We start from the raw sequence: 18,524 nt of genomic DNA, 5'->3' as shown, positions 1-18,524 counted from the left end.
AAACAGAGCAAGCTTTTTGCGCCCGCCCGTTTTATGCACGCCAGAACCCCATGATTTCTGCGGTTTCTTTTAAAATCGGGGTTGCGATTGTGTTCGCTTTATCCGCACCGCGTTTCAAAATCCGGTCAATTTCGTCCGGATGGGCCAGCAAATCGTTCATCCGGCTGGTGATGGGGGTCAGCTTGGCCACGGCCAGATCGGACAGAGCCGGCTTGAACGCCGAGAATTGTTTCCCGCCAAATTCGGCCAACACCGCCGCCTTGGTCGTATCGGCCAGCGCGGCATATATAGTGACAAGGTTATCGGCTTCGGCCCGCCCCTTTAAGCCATCGACCGTTTCCGGCAACGGTTCTGGGTCGGTCTTCGCCTTCTTCACTTTCGTCGCAATCGCATCGGCATCATCGGTCAGGTTGATGCGCGAATAATCGGATTCATCCGACTTGCTCATCTTCTTCGTCCCATCACGGAACGACATGATGCGCGTGGCTTCGCCCAAGATCATCGGTTCAGGTTGCGGGAAAAATTCAACGCCGTAGCGTGTGTTGAATGTCGCCGCCACATCGCGCGCCAGTTCCAAATGCTGCTTCTGATCCTCACCCACCGGAACGTGGGTCGCTTTGTACGCCAGAATATCCGCGGCCATCAAAACCGGATAGGCGAACAGGCCCAGACCCGCGCGTTCGGCATTCTTGCCCGCCTTATCCTTGAACTGGGTCATGCGTTCCAGCTTGCCCATCTGGGTCATGGTGGACAGCAACCACATCAATTGCGAATGCGCCGCCACGGCCGATTGCGGATAGATAATGCATTTATCCGGATCAATCCCGGCGGCGATATAGGCCGCGGCAATTTCCCGCGTGGCCGGGGCCAGACGATCGACCTCATACGGCATGGTAATGGCGTGCAGATCGACGACACAGAAAATATTTTCGTATCCGTCATCCTGCAACTTCACCCAATTGCGCAACGCCCCGAGATAGTTTCCAAGGTGCAAACGGTTGGTCGGCTGCATGCCGGAAAAGATACGCTTGTTCGTCATTGGTCCGTGTCCTCAATTGCCATTTCGTCTATTTGCTTCTTCTTCCCGTTACGGCGACGGAAATATTTCATCATGTCGGAAAGGCGGAATACGCCGGTAAAATGCGCGGCCACAAAATACACAATCCCGCCCCCGCACACCAGAACCCCCAGCGCCCAGATCTGATGGATCGTGCCGTCATGCAGCCATGGCTTCAGGCCATAGGCCATGCCCGCCAGCGCAACGCCCATCAACCCGGCGGCCAGCGCAATACGCGGCACGGCTCGTTTCAGACGATCATCAAATTGCGTGGCCACATTATCCCGCTGCATCCGCCACAGGAAATAACATTGCACCCACCCGGCCAGCCCCGTGGCCAGCGCAATGCCCGCCACATCCAGAAACTGGGTCAGGATCAGGGCGACCACAATATTCACAATCGCCATCGACGCGGCGATTTTCACCGGGGTTTTGGTGTCCTTGCGTGACCAATAGGCCGAGGACAGGATTTTCACAACGACATAAGCCGGCAACCCGATGGACAGGCACGCCAGCGCCGGGGCGGTCCGGGCGGTGTCCTCCGGCCCGAACGCTCCGCGTTCGAACAGGACGCGGATAATGTCATCCGTAATAACGATCAACGCCACCGCCGCCGGCAAGGTAAAGAACAGGCAATATTCCAAAGACCGATTGAACAAGTCTTTGGCTTCGGTCGTATTGTTCGCGGTCAGCGCCCGGGTCAACATCGGCAACAACGCCGTGCCCACGGCAATCCCGACAATGCCCAGCGGCAACTGGAACAATCGATCGGCATAATACAATGCCGAAATCGCCCCCGTGGCCAGAAACGACGCGATGATAATGTCCGCGAACAGATTGATATGCACAATCCCCGCCCCCAGAACCCCCGGGCCCATCAGACGGAAAAGCTGTTTCAATTCTGGCGTCATGCGCGGGCGCTGGATATGCAGGCGGATCTTATTCCGGCGCAGGAAATACCACATCCACACCAGTTGAACGACACCCGATATGCAAACACCCCATGACAAGGCATGACCAACGGTCTGGAAAAACCGATCGGCCAGCAGCATCGCCACGATCTGGCACAAATTGAAGAAGATGGATGCGGCGGCAAACGGACCGAATTTATGGTGCGCGTTCAGCATACCGCCAACCAAAGCCGCCAAAGACATCAGCAACAGATACGGGAACGTAATGCGGGAGAGTTCAACCGCCAGATCATATTGTTCCGACCCAGCCGTGAACCCGGGGGCGATCAGATAAATGACCCACGGCATCGCCGCCATGATCAAAACAGTGAAAACCGACAGCGCCGCCAGCATGAAGGAAAAGGCCTGACCCGCGAAACGGTTGGCGGCGTCTTCGCCATCTTTTTCCAGCGCCTCGGAATAAAGCGGGACGAAAGAGACACTGAATGCCCCCTCCGCCGTCACATGGCGGAAGAAGTTTGGCAGTTTCAGGGCCACAAAAAACGCATCAGCCAGCGGCCCGGCCCCGAGGAAGAACGCCGTCATCAGGTCGCGTACAAACCCGACCAGACGGGATAATCCCGTCAGCCCCCCAACCGTCGCCATGGCCTTAATCAGTTTCATGGGCCGCAGAATGGCGCGGGTTTTAAGGAAAAGAAAGGGAAAAACAAAGGCTTTACGCGCCTGCACACCGTTATATAGATATACCCCTTGCCTTTGGGAAAGCCGGAGGTTAGAGATTTTGCATAAATTATAAGAACTTGAGCAGGAAACAACCGCCATGATTGATGGCTTTACGACACCGGACAACCATTTGCGCGCGCTGTTCCAACACGTGGCACAGAACCGCACCCTGAACACCAGCACCGCGTCCCTGACCATCGACACGGAAACACATGCTGAAATTAAAATTTCGCCCCGCACGCCGGAGCAAGCCGCATCTTATATGCGCTATCTGCTGAACACGCGTGAGCCGATGTTCCAGCGCAAGGAAATGCAACTCACGGACCAATCCGTCCTGCCGTCCCCCATCACATTCCGGGTGGATGGCATTACGTATGAGCCGAAAACCAGACTGCATTTTGCCGTGCATATGCTTCGTATGCGGTTTTTTGAATCGTATAAAACGTCTGAACTCTGCTTTGACTTTAACTTCAACCGCGAAGACTGGGCCAACCCGCACTCTTGCTACACCGGCCCAACGGCAACGGATTTTATCAAATTGCTGGAAAAAGCTGGCACGCACTGGCACAACTTGTTCCAGTATATGCCGGACGAGGTCAAAGTCGCACGGCCCAACCATCTGAAAATTGTAAAGTAACCCGGAATGACCAAAGCCAAACCAAAACCGCAGAACGAGAAAAACCCGGAACGCGAATGGTTCGGCGAACGCCATGTCAGCCCGGAGGAAAAAACCGGGCTGGTCCATGATGTTTTTGCATCGGTGGCGGACAGTTACGACGTGATGAATGATTTTATGTCGGCGGGCGTTCACCGTTTGTGGAAAGACCGTCTGGTCCGCATGATCCGCCCCCGGTCCGATCAGGTGTTTCTGGATGTTGCGGGCGGCACGGGCGATATCGCGTTCCGCATTCGCGCCAAGGCCGGACCGGATACCGCCATCACCGTTTGCGATATTAACCCGGAAATGCTGCGCGTCGGTCGCGACCGCGCCATCAATCGCGGATGGATGGATGATTTTGATTGGGTCACGGGCAACGCCGAATGCCTGCCCTTGCCCGATGAAAGCGTCGATGTCTATACGATCGCCTTTGGCCTGCGCAACGTGACGCATATTGACCGCGCTCTGGCCGATGCGTACCGCGTTTTGAAACCCGGTGGGCGGTTTTACTGCATGGAATTCAGCCGCGTGACCGAGCCGATGTTGCGCCGGATGTATGACGCTTATTCCTACAGCGTCATTCCCAAAATCGGGGAAATCGTGGCCAAGGACCGGGACAGTTACCAATATCTGGTCGAATCCATCCGCAAATTCCCGCCGCAACGGGAGTTAGAGGCCCGGATGCGCGCCGCCGGGTTTGACCGCGCCCGCCATACCAACCTCAGCTTTGGCATTGCCGCCATTCATGAGGGCTGGAAATACTAAAAAACGGCGGTCTTCCGCCATTTTTGCATTTTGCCGCGTCGGATCCGGGGATAACCCGTTCATAAATATTGCATTTTCCACTCAATTTGCAGTATTTTCTGCGGGTTACCGAAATTATGGATATGGCGGTAGCGCCCTGTCCTGAAATTTAAAACACAACAAAACGTTCCTTGTGAGGAGTCACCCAATGAAAATCATTAAAAACATTCTGCCTGCTGTTGTTGTTCTGGTTGCTGGCCTGTTCGGCATTCAATTCGTTTACAACAACTACATGGGCGACGCTTCCGGCGTTGTTGCGATCGAACCGGCTGCTGGTGAAGACGCCGCTGCGGCTGCTGTTGACCACGCTGTTGAGGCTGCTGCTGAAGCTGCTGTTGCTGAAACCGCTGCGGACGCTGCTGCGTCCACGGCTGCTGATGCCGCTGTTGCTGCTGACGTTGCAACCGAAGCCGCTGCTCAGACCGAAGGGGCTGCCGCTGTAGCCACCGACGCTGCTGCGAAAACCGAAGAAGCTGCCGACGTTGCGACGGACGCTGCTGACAAAGCTGAAGCCGCCGCTGACGAAGCTGCGAAAGCTGCTGCTGAAGCCGACAAAGCTGCAACCGAAGCCACCGAAGCTGTAAAAGAAGAAGCAACGGATGCCGCGAAAGAAGCAGTGACGGAAGGTCACGCTCACTAATCCTTTTGCATCAATATGATGTGATTGATTGTTGAAGCTCGAATTCAAATAAACCCCGTCAGAAATGGCGGGGTTTATTGTTTTAGCCGCCACCACAGCGCAGTCGCGCAAGACATTGATACAGAATGAATATTCAACCCACCCACCCTTTGTTGTCATTCCCGCGAAAGCGGGAATCCAGAAGACCGGGATAGGCTCCCCCTCAATGGCTCTGGATCCCCGCTTTCGCGGGGATGACAGGGGGAGGGAAAAGCTGTGCATGACTCCGGCAAAACCCTGTCGCGCGGGTCGGGTTTTTTGCCCTTTTCTGCTATAAAATCCACATCAACCCACATGATGAAGATCAGGATTTAAGACCATGACCGCACAGGCAGAATTGCGCGCAGACACCATTGGCAACCAACTGGATCGCGTCGGCGTATCCATCACCCGCCTGCCCCATGCGGCGGACCTGCCTTTGCCGTCTTACGCCACCGAACAATCCGCGGGCATGGATCTGTGTGCCGCGATTGATGCGCCGCTGACTCTGGCCCCGGGCCAGACCGCCATGGTTGCCACCGGACTGGCCATCGCCCTGCCCGCCGGGTTCGAGGCGCAGGTGCGCCCCCGCTCCGGACTGGCCGCCAAAAACGGCGTCACCGTTTTGAACAGCCCGGGCACCATTGATGCCGACTATCGCGGCGAGATTAAAGCCATCCTGATTAACCATAGCCAGACCCCGTTCGTGATCGAACGCGGCATGCGCATCGCCCAGATGGTCATCGCCCGTCACGCCACCGTGACATGGGCGGAAGTGGCCAGCCTGGACGAAACCACCCGCGGCGCGGGCGGGTTCGGATCAACTGGAACGAAATAGACCCATGCAAAACGCCGCCCAAAAGACAGACGATCAAACGACCGACACCTTCTCGGCCGAAGGGCACACGCCCGTGGCCGAAGGCCACACACCAATGATGACCCAGTATCTGGGGCTAAAGGCGCAATACCCGGATTGTCTGCTGTTTTACCGGATGGGCGATTTTTACGAAATGTTCTTTGACGATGCGATCAAGGCATCGGAAACGCTGGACATCACCCTGACCAAGCGCGGCAAAACCAATGGCGCGGAAATCCCCATGTGCGGGGTGCCGTACCATTCATACGAAGCCTACATGGCCCGCCTGATCCGCGCCGGGTACAAGGTTGCGATTTGTGAGCAGACCGAAACTCCGGAAGAAGCCAAGCGCCGCGCCGGGTCCAAGGCGCTGGTCAACCGCGACGTCATCCGCGTGGTCACACAAGGAACCATTACCGAGGACCATTTGCTGGATTCCCGGGAAAGCAATTACCTGTCCGCACTGGCCGAGGCTGGCGGACAATACGGGTTTGCGTGGCTGGAAATTTCCACCGGGGATTTCTGGGTCCAGCCCGTGGCCGAAGCCGACATCGCCGCCGCGTTTGAACGCGTGGGGGCCAGCGAAATCCTGACCAGCGACAAGCTGACCCAGAAAGAAGCATTGTTCGAAACCTTCGCCGGGGTGCGCCCGGCCCTGACCATCCAATCCGCCAGCCTGTTCGACAGCCAGAACGCGCAGCGCCGCATGGAATCCATGTTTGGCGTCGGCACGCTGGAATCCTTTGGCGCCTTTTCCCGCGCGGAAATTGCCGCGGCGGGTGCATTGATTGATTACATCGACCGCACGCAGAAGGGCAAAATCCCCCATTTGAACCCGCCCCGGCAATTGGCGTCCGGCGCGGTGATGGAAATTGATGCCGCCACGCGCCGTTCGCTGGAAATCACCCGCACGATGAACGGCGACCGCAAGGGATCATTGCTGGCCACTATCGACCGCACCATCACCGGGCCCGGCGCGCGTGCACTACAGGCGCGCCTGTCCGCACCGTTACGCGATGTGGCGGGCGTTGCCCAACGTCTGGATCAGGTGGATGCGCTGGTTTCCGCAACACATTTGCGCAACGATATCCGCGCCCGGTTGAAATCAACGCCGGATATGGAACGGGCACTGTCCCGCCTGACCGTCGGGCGTGGCGGGCCGCGCGATCTGGGCATGATCCGCGACGGGTTGCGCGCGGGCGAAGATATGCGCGGCGTTTTGCTGGCCGCCAATATTGCGCCCCTGTCCCCCATCACGGCGGATTTGCAATCGGCCCCGGCGACGCAAGCCTTGCTCGACCGTTTGAGCGCGGCGTTGAAAGATGACCTGCCCGCGTTGGAGCGAGATGGCGGATTTATCCGCGCGGGATACAGCGACAAGCTGGACCATCTGCGCACCATGCGCGATGACGCCAAGAAGGTCATGGCGCAGTTGCAGGCGAAATATCAGGCGCATACAGGCATTGATGCGCTGAAAATCACCTATAACAACGTGCTGGGCTATTTTATCGAAGTGCCCGCGAAACGCGCCGACCCCATGCTGATCCACAAGGGGGAGCAGAACAGCGAAGCCAACCCGTATATCCACCGCCAGACCATGGCAAATGCCGTGCGGTTTACCACGCCGGAACTGGCCGAACTGGAACGGGACATTTCCTCCGCCGCCGACAAAGCCCTCGGCATCGAACTGGAATTGTTCCGCCAGATGGTGGATGACGTGGCCGCCACGTCGCAGACCATTGGCACCATGGCCCGCGCACTGGCCGCCATTGATGTGACGACGGCGCTGGCGCATTTGGCGCTGGAACAAAATTACACCCGCCCGATGATTGATGGCACCACCGCCTTCGTTATCTCCGGCGGGCGGCACCCGGTTGTGGAATCCGTCCTGCGCCGTGATGGTGGCGGGGATTTCGTGCCCAATGATTGCGATTTGTCGGATGCGCAACGCCTGTGGCTGCTGACCGGTCCGAACATGGCGGGTAAATCGACATTCCTGCGTCAAAACGCGCTGATCACCATTATGGCGCAGATGGGATCGTTCGTTCCGGCGAAATCCGCGCATATCGGTTTGGTTGATCGGTTATTCAGCCGTGTGGGCGCGTCAGATGATCTGGCGCGTGGCCGCTCCACCTTCATGGTGGAAATGGTTGAAACCGCCGCCATTTTGAATCAGGCGACGAACAAATCGCTGGTCATCCTCGATGAAATCGGGCGCGGTACGGCGACGTTTGACGGCTTGTCCATCGCCTGGGCGTGCGTTGAGCATTTGCATGAGGTCAGCCAGTGCCGCTCTTTGTTCGCCACGCACTATCACGAACTCACATCCTTGCAATCACGCTTGCCGTCCCTGTCCTGTCATTCGATGCAGGTCAAGGAATGGAAGAGTGACATTATCTTCCTGCATTCCGTTGGCGCGGGTGCGGCGGACCGGTCATACGGTATCCATGTGGCCCGTCTGGCGGGCCTGCCCCCGGCGGTGATTGCCCGGGCGCAAGCGGTGTTGGACAAGCTGGAAAGCGGCGAACAATCCGGCAATCTGCACAAACTGGCCGACGAATTGCCGTTGTTCAGTGCCGCCCTGCCGCAAAAGGCCCAGCCTTTCGCAAACGCAGCACATTCAGTGCTTGAAGAACGACTGAAAGCCATCAATCCTGACGTCCTGACCCCGCGGGAGGCTTTGGACCTTCTGTACAGTTTGAAGGCGGAGATTGATGATGCAACAGGCACAAGCGAAAAGTAACCCAACCATGTCCGACCATTTCACCATTCCGTGTCCGGCGAAATCCGTTTTGGATTGCGTCGGCAATACGCCGTTGCTGGATCTGGGCGATGGCATTTATGCCAAGGCCGAATATTTCAATCCGTCCGGTTCGATCAAAGCCCGCATGGCCAAGTTCATGATTGAAAAGGCTGAGGCCGAAGGATTGCTGAAACCCGGCGACACGATTGTGGAAGCCACCAGCGGCAACACCGGAAACGCATTATCCATGATTGCGGCCGCCAAGGGCTACAAAATGATTGTCGTCATGCCCGACGGATACAGCAACGAACGCGTGCAGATTTCGCGCGGTTTCGGCGCAGACATCAAACTGGTCGGCCATTTTCAGGTAAACGAAGCGCGGGATGAAGCCATTCGTATCGGCAAGCAGCCGGGTTTCTATTGCCCGGCGCAATTCGACAATGAATGGAACGTCGAAGAAAACCGCGAATGGCTGGGCCGCGAAGTGATCGCGCAAATTCCGGCGGGCGTCAAAATTGATGCCGTCGTTCAGGGCGTGGGAACGGGCGGCACGTTGATCGGCGTGGCACAGGCTTTGCGCCAATGGCACAACCCGGACATCAAAGTGTTCGCGATGGAACCGACGGAGAGCCAGACACTCGGCTGCTGCATCGTTGGTGATCACAAGATTGAGGGCATTTCCGATGGATTTGTTCCCACCATTTATGATCGCCATCGTCACGAAATCACCGATGTGATCAACGTCGACAGCCACATCGCAATTGACGAAGCCCACAAAATGGCCCGTGAAATGGGCCAGTTCGTCGGCCCCAGCAGCGGTGCCAATTATTGGGCCGCACGTGAAATCAAACGCCGTGACCCATCCATAAAAACCGTCCTGACATTCCTGTGTGATCGCGGGGAAAAATATCTGTCCCTGATGTATCAAGACACCGGGGCCTAACCCCTACAATTTTAGAAAAATCCTGAATAGCGATTTGGGTGCGCTTCCTGAACACAGGCGCACCCATTTTCATTTGTAAAAACCGCAGAAACCCTAGGACCTCCCGTGCGTTAACCATTCCAGGGGTGGACTCTGCTTATACTAAAGATACGTGTTTCTTCAGTACCTAAGAGTACTCATACCACTTCAGACAAAGGAGCTCCTGTTATGTCAGTTCGTACGAGCGCTATTCTGTGTATGACCGTTCTGTGTGCCTTCGGCCTTGCCGCGTGCGGCAGTGCCCGTCCACAGAACACATGGACCAATTACTATGAAACGGCCCATGACACAGCCAACAAGACTTGTGAAAAGAAATATCCAAAAGCGAATGAAATGTCGTCCAATACGGTTTGCAAAGAACCGACCCGCTAAGGGCAAAATCAAGACATATCATTCCCGAAACAAGGCCCCGGACGCACACCGGGGCCTTTTTCTAAGCCCCCGCCCCACCCGCACGTGGTCCACCGCGCTCTAACACCTTGCTTTTAAAGCCCCTTTGCCCCCCGATCCCCTGTTGCCAAACCCGCCCCAATCGCCTATAAATCCCCGTCCGTAAAAACCACACATCTTAAGACACGGAGAGGTGGCAGAGTGGTTGAATGCGGCGGTCTCGAAAACCGTTATAGGTGCATAACCTATCGGGGGTTCGAATCCCCCCCTCTCCGCCATTGAAACAATCCCCCTTTTTCTGCTCAGGAATCTGGTGCGCGCCTGTCACTTAGCGCGCCCATCGTGCTACAAAAGAGCCATGTCAAATCCTGCGCATCAGTCACATTGCCCCTCTCCCGACACAGTCCTCAAAACCGTGTTTGGTTATGATTCATTCCGCGGGCATCAGCAGGCGGTGATTGAGCATGTGATGGCGGGGGGGAGTTGTTGCACCTTGATGCCGACGGGTGCGGGGAAATCACTGTGTTATCAGATCCCGGCCCTGTGCCGCCCCGGTGTGGGCATTGTGGTATCGCCATTGATCGCGTTGATGCAGGATCAGGTGAGCGCGTTGCGCGAATTGGGTATTCGGGCGGCGGCGTTGAATTCGTCGTTGAGCTGGCAGGAGATGCAGGAGGCGTTGTCCGCCATGCAGAATGGGCAACTGGATCTGGTTTACATCGCGCCGGAACGGTTGGTGACGGATGCGATCCTGAACATTCTGGACCATATCGACATTGCCCTGATCGCGATTGATGAGGCGCATTGCGTGTCGCAGTGGGGGCATGATTTCCGGCCCGAATATCGCATGTTGTCCGCCTTGCGCGACCGATACCCGCATGTGCCGTGCATTGCCGTGACCGCTACAGCGGATGCGCCGACGCGCCGCGATATTATGGCGCAACTGAAACTGGATGAAATTTTTGTGGCCGGGTTTGACCGCCCGAACATCCGGTATGATGTGGCGGTGAAAGATACGCCCAAAAAACAATTGCTGGCCTTCCTGCAAAATCGGCCACGCGGGGAAAGTGGCATTATTTATTGCCTGTCCCGCCGCAAGGTGGATGAAACGGCGCAATGGTTGCTGGATCAGGGATACACGGCCCTGCCCTATCACGCCGGGTTGGATGCGCGAACACGTTCCAACCACCAAAATCGGTTTTTGAAAGAAGAAGGCGTTATTATTGTCGCCACCATCGCGTTCGGCATGGGGATCAACAAACCCGACGTGCGGTTTGTGGCGCATCTGGACTTGCCCGCGAATATTGAGGCCTATTATCAGGAAACGGGCCGCGCCGGACGCGATGGGCTGCCCGCCACGGCTATGATGCTGTACGGGTTGCAGGATGTCGCCCTGCGCCGCCAGATGATTACCAATTCCGACGCACCCGACGAACAAAAGCGTGTTGAACATCACAAATTGACCGCCCTGCTCGGCTATTGTGAAGCCGCGCATTGCCGTCGCCAGATCCTGCTGCAATATTTTGGGGATGAAGGCACGCCGTGCGGCAATTGCGATTCCTGCCTGTCGCCGCAGCAAAGCATTGACGGCACCATTCCGGCGCAGAAAATTTTGTCCTGCGTTCACCGCACGGGGAATATGTTTGGTGGCAAGCATATTATTGACGTGCTGACCGCCACGCCAACGCCGCAGACCGACAAGCACAGCCATGATCAGCTCAGCACATGGGGCATCGGCACCGACCTTGATCGCCGCACATGGGAAAGCTTTATCCGCCAGATGGTGGCCGCCAATCTGATCTTCGTCGATTTGGAGGGCCATGGCGGGTTGAAAATGACCACGGATGGAATGCAGTTCCTGAAAGACAAGGCCACACTGCAACTGCGCCTGCCGCGCGAGAAGGAAAACCGCCAGAGCAAAAGCCGCGAGGCCGGAAGTGCGTTGGCGGAGTTGGAAAACGATGCGGACCGGGCGTTGTTTGAATCGTTGAAGGCCCTGCGCCTGTCCATCGCGCGAGAGGCTAATTTGCCGCCCTATGTCATCTTCCACGATAAAACCCTGATCGCCATGGCCACGCGCCGCCCGATTTACATGGACTCCATGGCGCAGATTCCGGGTGTGGGGCAATCCAAGTTGGATAAATACGCCCCGGCTTTTCTGGATGTGATCCGGCAGGCTAGCTAACCCTCAATAAATTATGACAACGGCGCAAGCCCCCTTGTCATACACTGCCTCAACACTCTAGGCTGAGCGCCTGAATATACAATCGCCGGAAAGGCCCCATTTAATGAAGCTTCAATATTGTTCTATTACAGGCGCGGATGACGAAGTCGATGTTCAGGATATGAACACACTGGCCGCAGAATTTCCATTCGTTGAATGGGCCATTTTGTTGTTGCCGGCACGCGCAGGGCAATTGCGGTTCCCAACCACCAATTGGATTCACAGCTTCTCGAAACAAAATCATGCAAAAAATACGGCTATGCATTTATGCGATGGCGGATTTTTGGGGTTCATCAATGGTGAGCGGGACATTCTAGACCTGATGTCTGGATTTAAGCGCATCCAGCTCAATTTGAAATTTGGCGATGTTGAGGGAAAATACGACCCGGCCCAATTGGTGGCCCGTGTGCGCGAAAACCCACAACACCAATTCATCATTCAATATACTAAGGACAAGGCTGGCCTCTTACCCCTTTTGGCGGATGTGCCGAACCACGCCGTTTTGTTTGATGAATCCGCCGGACGCGGGATCAGCCCTGATAGCTGGGATGCGCCTTTGGCGGGTCATTTCTGTGGTTACGCCGGGGGCATGAACCCGGACAACGTCCAAAACAATATTGATATGATTCAGAAAGTTGCCAACGGCCACACCACATGGATCGACATGGAAACCGGGGTTCGCACCGACGACCATTTCGATTTGTCCAAGGTTCGCCGCGTCTTAACCACAGCCGCCCCATATATTCAGAAATAGACACACGATGATGTGAATAACCAAACGGGGCCGCGCAAACGGCCCCGTTTCCTATGCCTGCCCGCAATCCTTTATATAAAATTAACCCTCGTCCGCTAAAATTCAGGTGTCTGCGTAGGGTTTAGTGTGATGAGAATAAAGAATTTTTTCCATTTTCTGCCGTCTTTAGACCGCCCCCGCACCCGGGAGCGCGTTTCAACGCACCCTGAAAGCGGCTTTACATTGCTGGAAATGGTGATCGTCACACTGATCACCAGCCTGATCATGGGCGCGATCTTCAATCTCATGAATCAGGATGGGCAGATCAAAAGCGCCCGCATGAACGGCATTTTCGACACCGTCCTGCTCGGCATCGCAGAATATCAACGGATTTACGGCTTTTACCCCTGTCCGGCGGACCCCACATTACGCCCGGGCAATGTCAATTATGGCGAACCCAATATTGATGCCGCCGGCAACTGCAATGCTTCTGGTGGGATTGTCGCCGCCAGTGGTTATGGTGGCGGCACTGTCATGATCGGCGCCGTCCCGGTCCGCGCCCTCAACCTCGCCATGGGGTGCGTTGATTCAACGCAACGAATGAACGTTGATGATATGGACGACAATTTGAAACAGGTCTTCCAAAACAAACTGAACAGCGTGCAACAGATTTTCTTTGATCAGGTTGGAAAATACGCCGATTACAGCGATTTTGACCAAGATACAAGCGATGGAACCGCCAACACCATGAACATGCAAAACGCAACGGAAACCAGCCGCAAGTGCGTGACCGAGAATTTTGCCAAGGATATTTACACGACAAAGCTGACCTATGCCGTTACACGGGATGCAACGCGCTTGAACCCAACGGAACCAGCGGGGAATATCCGGGTTATCAACCGGAACGGAAATGACGCCACGTCCGCCCCTGTTCACTTCGTTTTGGTCAGCCACGGCCCGGATATGAAGGGAGCCTATATGGATCAAAGCGGTGCGATTGGCACGGCCTGTAGCGGAGGCGCTCTGGACGTTGAAAATTGCAACAACAACGCAACCTTTCGTGCAATGCCTTTCGCGGGTATGGGCAACGGTACAGACGCCAACCATTTTGACGATCGCATTGAATTTTCCCTCAATGGCTATCAACGTGAAAAAGATTCGTGGCGCTGGTCTTCCGGAACGGGAACGCAACGTAACGTCGTTTTGGATGCGGATGATGATCAATCCATGGTTATTGGAACGCCGGGCGCATGGGTCGCCAGCACAGATGCAAAGCTCAGCGTTTTTGCCGGAAGTGTCGCCGTTGATGGCAACATCAAAGCCGAAGGCGCCACAACATTATCGGAACCAGCAGAAGTCAATGCAACACTGAGCATCAATGCAGGGAAAGACATTATCGTTGAAGATGATGTCAGCAAGGATGGCATTGCAACGGCCCCGGCCTATTGCTACTCACCATCGCTTGTTGCGGGTTGTGGAAATTAATGAAATGCGGACAATGATACACAAACCACAAAGACAAATGTCGAACCAGTCTGGATTTTCACTGATCGAGATTGCGATTGGCATGGCCGTTATCGGCCTGATCGCCAGCGCGTTGATACAGGCGTATAAAATATACCGCGTTGAACATGAAAGAACGCAAGAGCGCATTGTTCAGGAAAAGATAACCACGGCACTGGCCACATATTTGCAACAGAATAACCGCTACCCCTGCCCGGCCAGCCTGACACAAACCCCCAATACAACGGGATTTGGACGGGCGCCGGCCACATGCAATACGGGTACATTCGTCACCGGAGCCCTGCCCGTTGTGGACCTCAACCTCCCGTTCGACATGGTTGAAGATGAATACGGCAACAAACTGACCTATGTTGTAACGGCCGGAATGACGGACCGCACAACGTTCAACAGCACAATGCCCGCCATCGCCCTGCAAGGCTTTGCGCTGGACAACGATGGCAAGGTTACAACCACACTGACCACGAAAAATCTACCTTTTATCATTGTTGGCCATGGACCAGATATGAAGGGTTCATACCGCACATCCGGCACAGCCGTTAACGTCGCATGCGGGTCCGCCGCAGATTCAGAAAATTGTGATGGCGACGCAACCTTCAACGCGCGCCCATACAGCCCCATGGCCAATGTGAACAATGCCAACCATTTTGACGACATGCTGATTTACAGCCTGGTCCAGAAGGAAACGACATTGTGGGCCATCGCCCCAGCAGATGGCGGCGCCAGCGGCATTAACATCATCAGCCGTAACACAGGAAATATTGGAATTGGCACCGACAACCCCGCGGCAAAATTATCCGTTCATGGCGGCGACTTCAACGTCGAAGCCGCCGGTGCCGGCGCATCCGGAAATATCACAACAACCGGAACGATTGATATTGAGAAAAACGCAAAGTTGAACGCCCAAAGCATCGATGTCACACAAGACATCAATGCCGAATCCGAAATGAGCGCAGGAACAGCCATTAAAGCCACGCGATTTTGTTACAATATCGACATCGCGGATTGTAATTAGGACATGACAACAATGAATCGACAGCACAAAAAATGTCATTCAGCGCAGTCTGGATTTACCCTGATCGAGATGGCCATCTCGATGATGATTATTGGCCTTTTGATCAGCGGCAGCCTGCATGTCTATCAAAGTTATAAAAATGATCTGGCCGTTCGAGAAGAGCAGAAAACACGGGAACGCATTGTTTCTGCGCTGGCCCTGTTTGCCGAGAAAAACAATCGTATGCCATGCCCGGCGAACCCGTTATTAACACCAACCGACAATGATTTTGGCAAAGAAAACCTGGCGGGATGTCCGGCAGCGGCCGGGATTGTGCAAGGCATGGTCCCTGTATTCGCCTTGGATTTACCCTTCCATCTGGCGGCGGATTATTTCGACCGTAAAATGACCTATGCCGTCACCGCCTCTTTGACCCAAACAGGCGGCATGACCAATGCCGCGGCCATACGTATCGTTGGCCCGAATGGGCAAGAAAGAACGGCCCCCTTCGTGCTGGTCAATCATGGGCCAGATGGAAAAGGGGCGCGCATGCTGCTGTCCGCAGCATTTTCCAGTGCCTGCACAGGCGCGGCAGCCGATGTTGAAAATTGTGATGGCGATGACCTGTTCCGGGACGTTCCCTATGCCACGATGACCGACGCGACGACGGCCAATCATTATGACGATAAAGTCGTCTATAGCCTGTATGCGAAAGAAACCAGCGTCTGGGTTGCCGCCCCGACGGGGGCCGGTATGGCGATTGCCAATAAAAATGACGCCAATGTTGGCATTGGCATCACCCGACCCGAAGAAAAACTGCACGTTGCGGGGGAAATTTTGGTCGATGCCACCGATAAGGCCGTCGAAATTAACGCTTCAAACCAGGTCAAAGCCGACAATATTAACAGCAAGAACGTGGTTAAAGCCGAGGAAGAGATCACCGGAAACCGTGTCCGGGCCTCAGTTTTCTTCTATCCAGAAGACTAACCCACCCCTGCATTCCTTAACAAAATAGTAAATATTTCAATGCTAATATAGAGGTGATTTGGCGCAATTTTTCACCAAATCAAGTGTTTTTAACGTCAGCGGGAGACGTTGTGTGATGGGTACTATACAAAAAAATATCGCGTTTTCTTTTCTGGTTGCCGGGTGTTTTCTGACAGGCTTTGGTTTGTCCGCTCCCGCATTTGCGGACCAGTCGCCAGTCAAAACATATACTGAAGACAAAAAGAGCTATGTCTTCACACCAAAAGCGGAAGAAAGCGCGACAGTGACTGTCGATGTTTACTCCCGTCTTGGATCGTCAATCGATTTGACCGCGCCCCCGAATGAGGAGCGCAAAGGAACGGTTCGCGCCAAGGTCGAATGCCGCGGTGATGGGCAATGGAATGTTATTCCAAGCTCAATGGTCGGTAATTGCTATGACGCGTATGAATATACGTATCCCGAAGTTCACGCCACAGACCTGAGCGCCCTCTTGGCCCGCGTCCGCAGCGCTGGTTATACACCAAGCTATACGCAGATTGATACGCGTGGTGGGCAAGCCATTTACAAAGTAACCTACCCAATTCCGGCACAGCCCCTGACGGCTGATCTGGTTAATCCGCAAATTTACACGAAATGTACGGGCACGGCGATTAAGGGCCTGACCGGAACATCTGGAAAGGCTGTTAAGCAGCATTGCGTGTTCGATAATTCAACAACGTCTGGCATTATCGGCGTTAATCCGGATCCGTCCGGCCCGAACGACGATATGTTCCGCATTAAAAGCGATACGTCAGCATTTCTTGAATATGTTGATCGTGGCGCAATCACGGACTCTAATCGCTTGAAATACATCTCTCGCGATAAAGGGGACAGCCGTGACCTGATGATGCCGGCAGGCCCGCCGGAAAGCTTTGCTGACTGGGATGGGTTTATCCAGAATAAACCGACGGTCCTTTCAACTGTTGAAAGTGCTTGTTACCCCGTCAACTTGTCGTTCTGTCAACCGCGCCCGGCAAAAATGCCCCCGGCTCCCGGTTATTGCGGCGCGGCTCAAAATGGGTACTACCCTGATGTCGCCACCATCAACGCGCTCAGCTATGGCCGTTGCTATGTTGGTACACCGACCGCAGTTACATTGTCGGCAGACAAAAAGACCTTTAACTGGCGTTGCCAAAGTGATCCGATTGGCGCCGCCCCGGATACGATGTGTTCCGCCAACATGGTCATTGACGGCCAGTGCGGTCCGGCCAACGGCAGAACCTTTACAGATGCAAGCCAAGTGAATACCGCTGGTCTGTGCAAATTCGGCACAGCATCCAGAAGTGCGTCTGGCGCGGGCTCCTGGTCCTGGACCTGTAAAGCAACGGGCGAAGGCGGGAAATCCCCGAACTGTATGGCCAGTGCGAAGGCAACCATGGAGACATGTAACGCCATGTCGACCGAGGGGGCCATGGTATTGGTACAGGATTTGTCCGGTTCGTACTGGGACGACCTTCCGAACCTGAAAAACAACATGACGGCTGTTCTGAACGATCCTGACTTCAGAGGATGGCAGGTTGGCTTGACCAGCTACACGGACTTCCCGTCCTGTATGGGTTGTACGCCAGGAGACTGGTCGTATAGACGAGAGCTGAATCTGCATGATGTTTCGACATCCAAAGCCGCGATCCTGAACGAAATTGGTTCATGGAGTGCGTGGAACGGTGGTGACTGGGAGGAATCTCAATACTACGCCATTTCCCGGACACTGACCGACTTTACGGGCCAAACCAGCCGACCGTTGAATATCGTGCTGGCCACGGACGCGATCTCGCACCATCACGTTGCTCCGGCAACACTGGCTGCGCAATTGAAAGCGGCAAATGCAAATCTGATCGTTCTGGCGACGGAGTTCTACTTCCCAGGTGTGCCATCACCCAGTGCCTTCTATTCGAATTTCATTCGTTCGTATGGAGTGAAGGGCGTGGTTGTTAACTTGGCGTCGGACTCGAGCAACTTTAAAACAGCGCTGAAAGCTGGTTTGACCAACTCCTATTGCTCTGACCCTGCGAACTTGAAAGGATGCGGTCCGTTGGATGGTATCTCATGCAGTGACAGCAGCTTAGGCTCGACCTGTAAATCTGGCCAGACCATTGTCCCGCAAGGCAGCTTTACGTACAGCGTAGGCGGCGGTAAACGGACGGTCTACCAATGCCGAGAGCAAGCCCTGTTCTTCTATCGTGAAGATACGCTGTAAGAGATCATAATTACAAAAAGCCCGGCAATGAGCCGGGCTTTTTTTAT

The 18,524-nt window shown here is 55.0% G+C and carries 15 protein-coding genes and 1 tRNA gene; 14 read left to right on the top strand and 2 right to left on the bottom strand.

The window, feature by feature from the left end; translation table 11 throughout:
* Window positions 1-31 precede the first annotated feature (31 nt).
* Both trpS and murJ read right to left on the bottom strand, forming a co-directional pair.
* Window positions 32-1,039, bottom strand: a complete 1,008-nt coding sequence (gene trpS / locus ACSC94_RS02320) for a tryptophan--tRNA ligase (protein WP_435641460.1) — start codon at window positions 1,037-1,039, stop codon at window positions 32-34.
* Window positions 1,036-2,631 (bottom strand): murein biosynthesis integral membrane protein MurJ, encoded by a 1,596-nt coding sequence (gene murJ, locus ACSC94_RS02315; RefSeq protein WP_435641459.1) that lies wholly within the window; start codon window positions 2,629-2,631, stop codon window positions 1,036-1,038. Before murJ ends, trpS begins: the two co-directional genes overlap by 4 nt.
* 157 nt (window positions 2,632-2,788) lie before the next feature.
* Here murJ and ACSC94_RS02310 point away from each other — a divergent pair, with 157 nt between their 5' ends.
* The 14 genes from ACSC94_RS02310 (at window position 2,789) to ACSC94_RS02245 (ending at window position 18,477) form a co-directional block, all read left to right on the top strand.
* Window positions 2,789-3,328: a hypothetical protein gene (locus tag ACSC94_RS02310; RefSeq protein ID WP_435641458.1), complete on the top strand. Its 540-nt coding sequence runs from the start codon at window positions 2,789-2,791 to the stop codon at window positions 3,326-3,328.
* A 6-nt stretch (window positions 3,329-3,334) separates the two neighbouring features.
* Complete coding sequence (gene ubiE, locus ACSC94_RS02305) at window positions 3,335-4,114, top strand: bifunctional demethylmenaquinone methyltransferase/2-methoxy-6-polyprenyl-1,4-benzoquinol methylase UbiE (protein WP_435641457.1); 780 nt, start codon at window positions 3,335-3,337, stop codon at window positions 4,112-4,114.
* 187 nt (window positions 4,115-4,301) lie between these two features.
* Window positions 4,302-4,793: a colicin transporter gene (locus ACSC94_RS02300; protein WP_435641456.1), complete on the top strand. Its 492-nt coding sequence runs from the start codon at window positions 4,302-4,304 to the stop codon at window positions 4,791-4,793.
* A 358-nt stretch (window positions 4,794-5,151) separates the two neighbouring features.
* Entirely contained in the window at window positions 5,152-5,649 is a 498-nt protein-coding gene (gene dut / locus ACSC94_RS02295; protein WP_435641455.1) for a dUTP diphosphatase, read from the top strand.
* Between the two features lie 4 nt (window positions 5,650-5,653).
* Window positions 5,654-8,410 (top strand): DNA mismatch repair protein MutS, encoded by a 2,757-nt coding sequence (gene mutS, locus ACSC94_RS02290; protein WP_435641454.1) that lies wholly within the window; start codon window positions 5,654-5,656, stop codon window positions 8,408-8,410.
* Window positions 8,411-8,417: 7 nt separating this feature from the next.
* Window positions 8,418-9,353 (top strand): PLP-dependent cysteine synthase family protein, encoded by a 936-nt coding sequence (locus ACSC94_RS02285; RefSeq protein WP_435642139.1) that lies wholly within the window; start codon window positions 8,418-8,420, stop codon window positions 9,351-9,353.
* Window positions 9,354-9,560: 207 nt separating this feature from the next.
* Window positions 9,561-9,764, top strand: coding sequence for a hypothetical protein (locus tag ACSC94_RS02280; RefSeq protein WP_435641453.1), 204 nt, complete (start codon window positions 9,561-9,563; stop codon window positions 9,762-9,764).
* Between the two features lie 205 nt (window positions 9,765-9,969).
* Window positions 9,970-10,060, top strand: a tRNA-Ser gene (locus ACSC94_RS02275).
* Between the two features lie 80 nt (window positions 10,061-10,140).
* The gene (gene recQ, locus ACSC94_RS02270; protein ID WP_435641452.1) at window positions 10,141-11,967 is read left to right on the top strand and encodes a DNA helicase RecQ; all 1,827 of its coding nucleotides are present in this window, start codon (window positions 10,141-10,143) and stop codon (window positions 11,965-11,967) included.
* Window positions 11,968-12,070: 103 nt separating this feature from the next.
* A complete protein-coding gene (locus ACSC94_RS02265; protein WP_435641451.1) occupies window positions 12,071-12,760 on the top strand; it encodes a hypothetical protein in 690 nt (229 codons plus the stop codon).
* A gap of 129 nt (window positions 12,761-12,889) precedes the next feature.
* Entirely contained in the window at window positions 12,890-14,224 is a 1,335-nt protein-coding gene (locus ACSC94_RS02260) for a type II secretion system protein (RefSeq protein WP_435641450.1), read from the top strand.
* A 37-nt stretch (window positions 14,225-14,261) separates the two neighbouring features.
* Window positions 14,262-15,275, top strand: coding sequence for a type II secretion system protein (locus ACSC94_RS02255; RefSeq protein ID WP_435641449.1), 1,014 nt, complete (start codon window positions 14,262-14,264; stop codon window positions 15,273-15,275).
* Window positions 15,276-15,287: 12 nt separating this feature from the next.
* Complete coding sequence (locus ACSC94_RS02250) at window positions 15,288-16,241, top strand: type II secretion system protein (protein ID WP_435641448.1); 954 nt, start codon at window positions 15,288-15,290, stop codon at window positions 16,239-16,241.
* 115 nt (window positions 16,242-16,356) lie between these two features.
* Window positions 16,357-18,477 carry a hypothetical protein gene (locus ACSC94_RS02245; RefSeq protein ID WP_435641447.1) on the top strand — a complete coding sequence of 707 codons (2,121 nt, stop codon included), beginning with the start codon at window positions 16,357-16,359 and terminating at the stop codon, window positions 18,475-18,477.
* Window positions 18,478-18,524 lie beyond the last annotated feature (47 nt).

The sequence above is a fragment of the Micavibrio aeruginosavorus genome, assembly GCF_051245535.1.
Lineage (GTDB): Bacteria > Pseudomonadota > Alphaproteobacteria > Micavibrionales > Micavibrionaceae > Micavibrio > Micavibrio aeruginosavorus_D.
The sequence above is the reverse complement of the archived record's forward strand: the minus strand, read 5'-3'. Positions and strand labels throughout refer to the sequence as shown.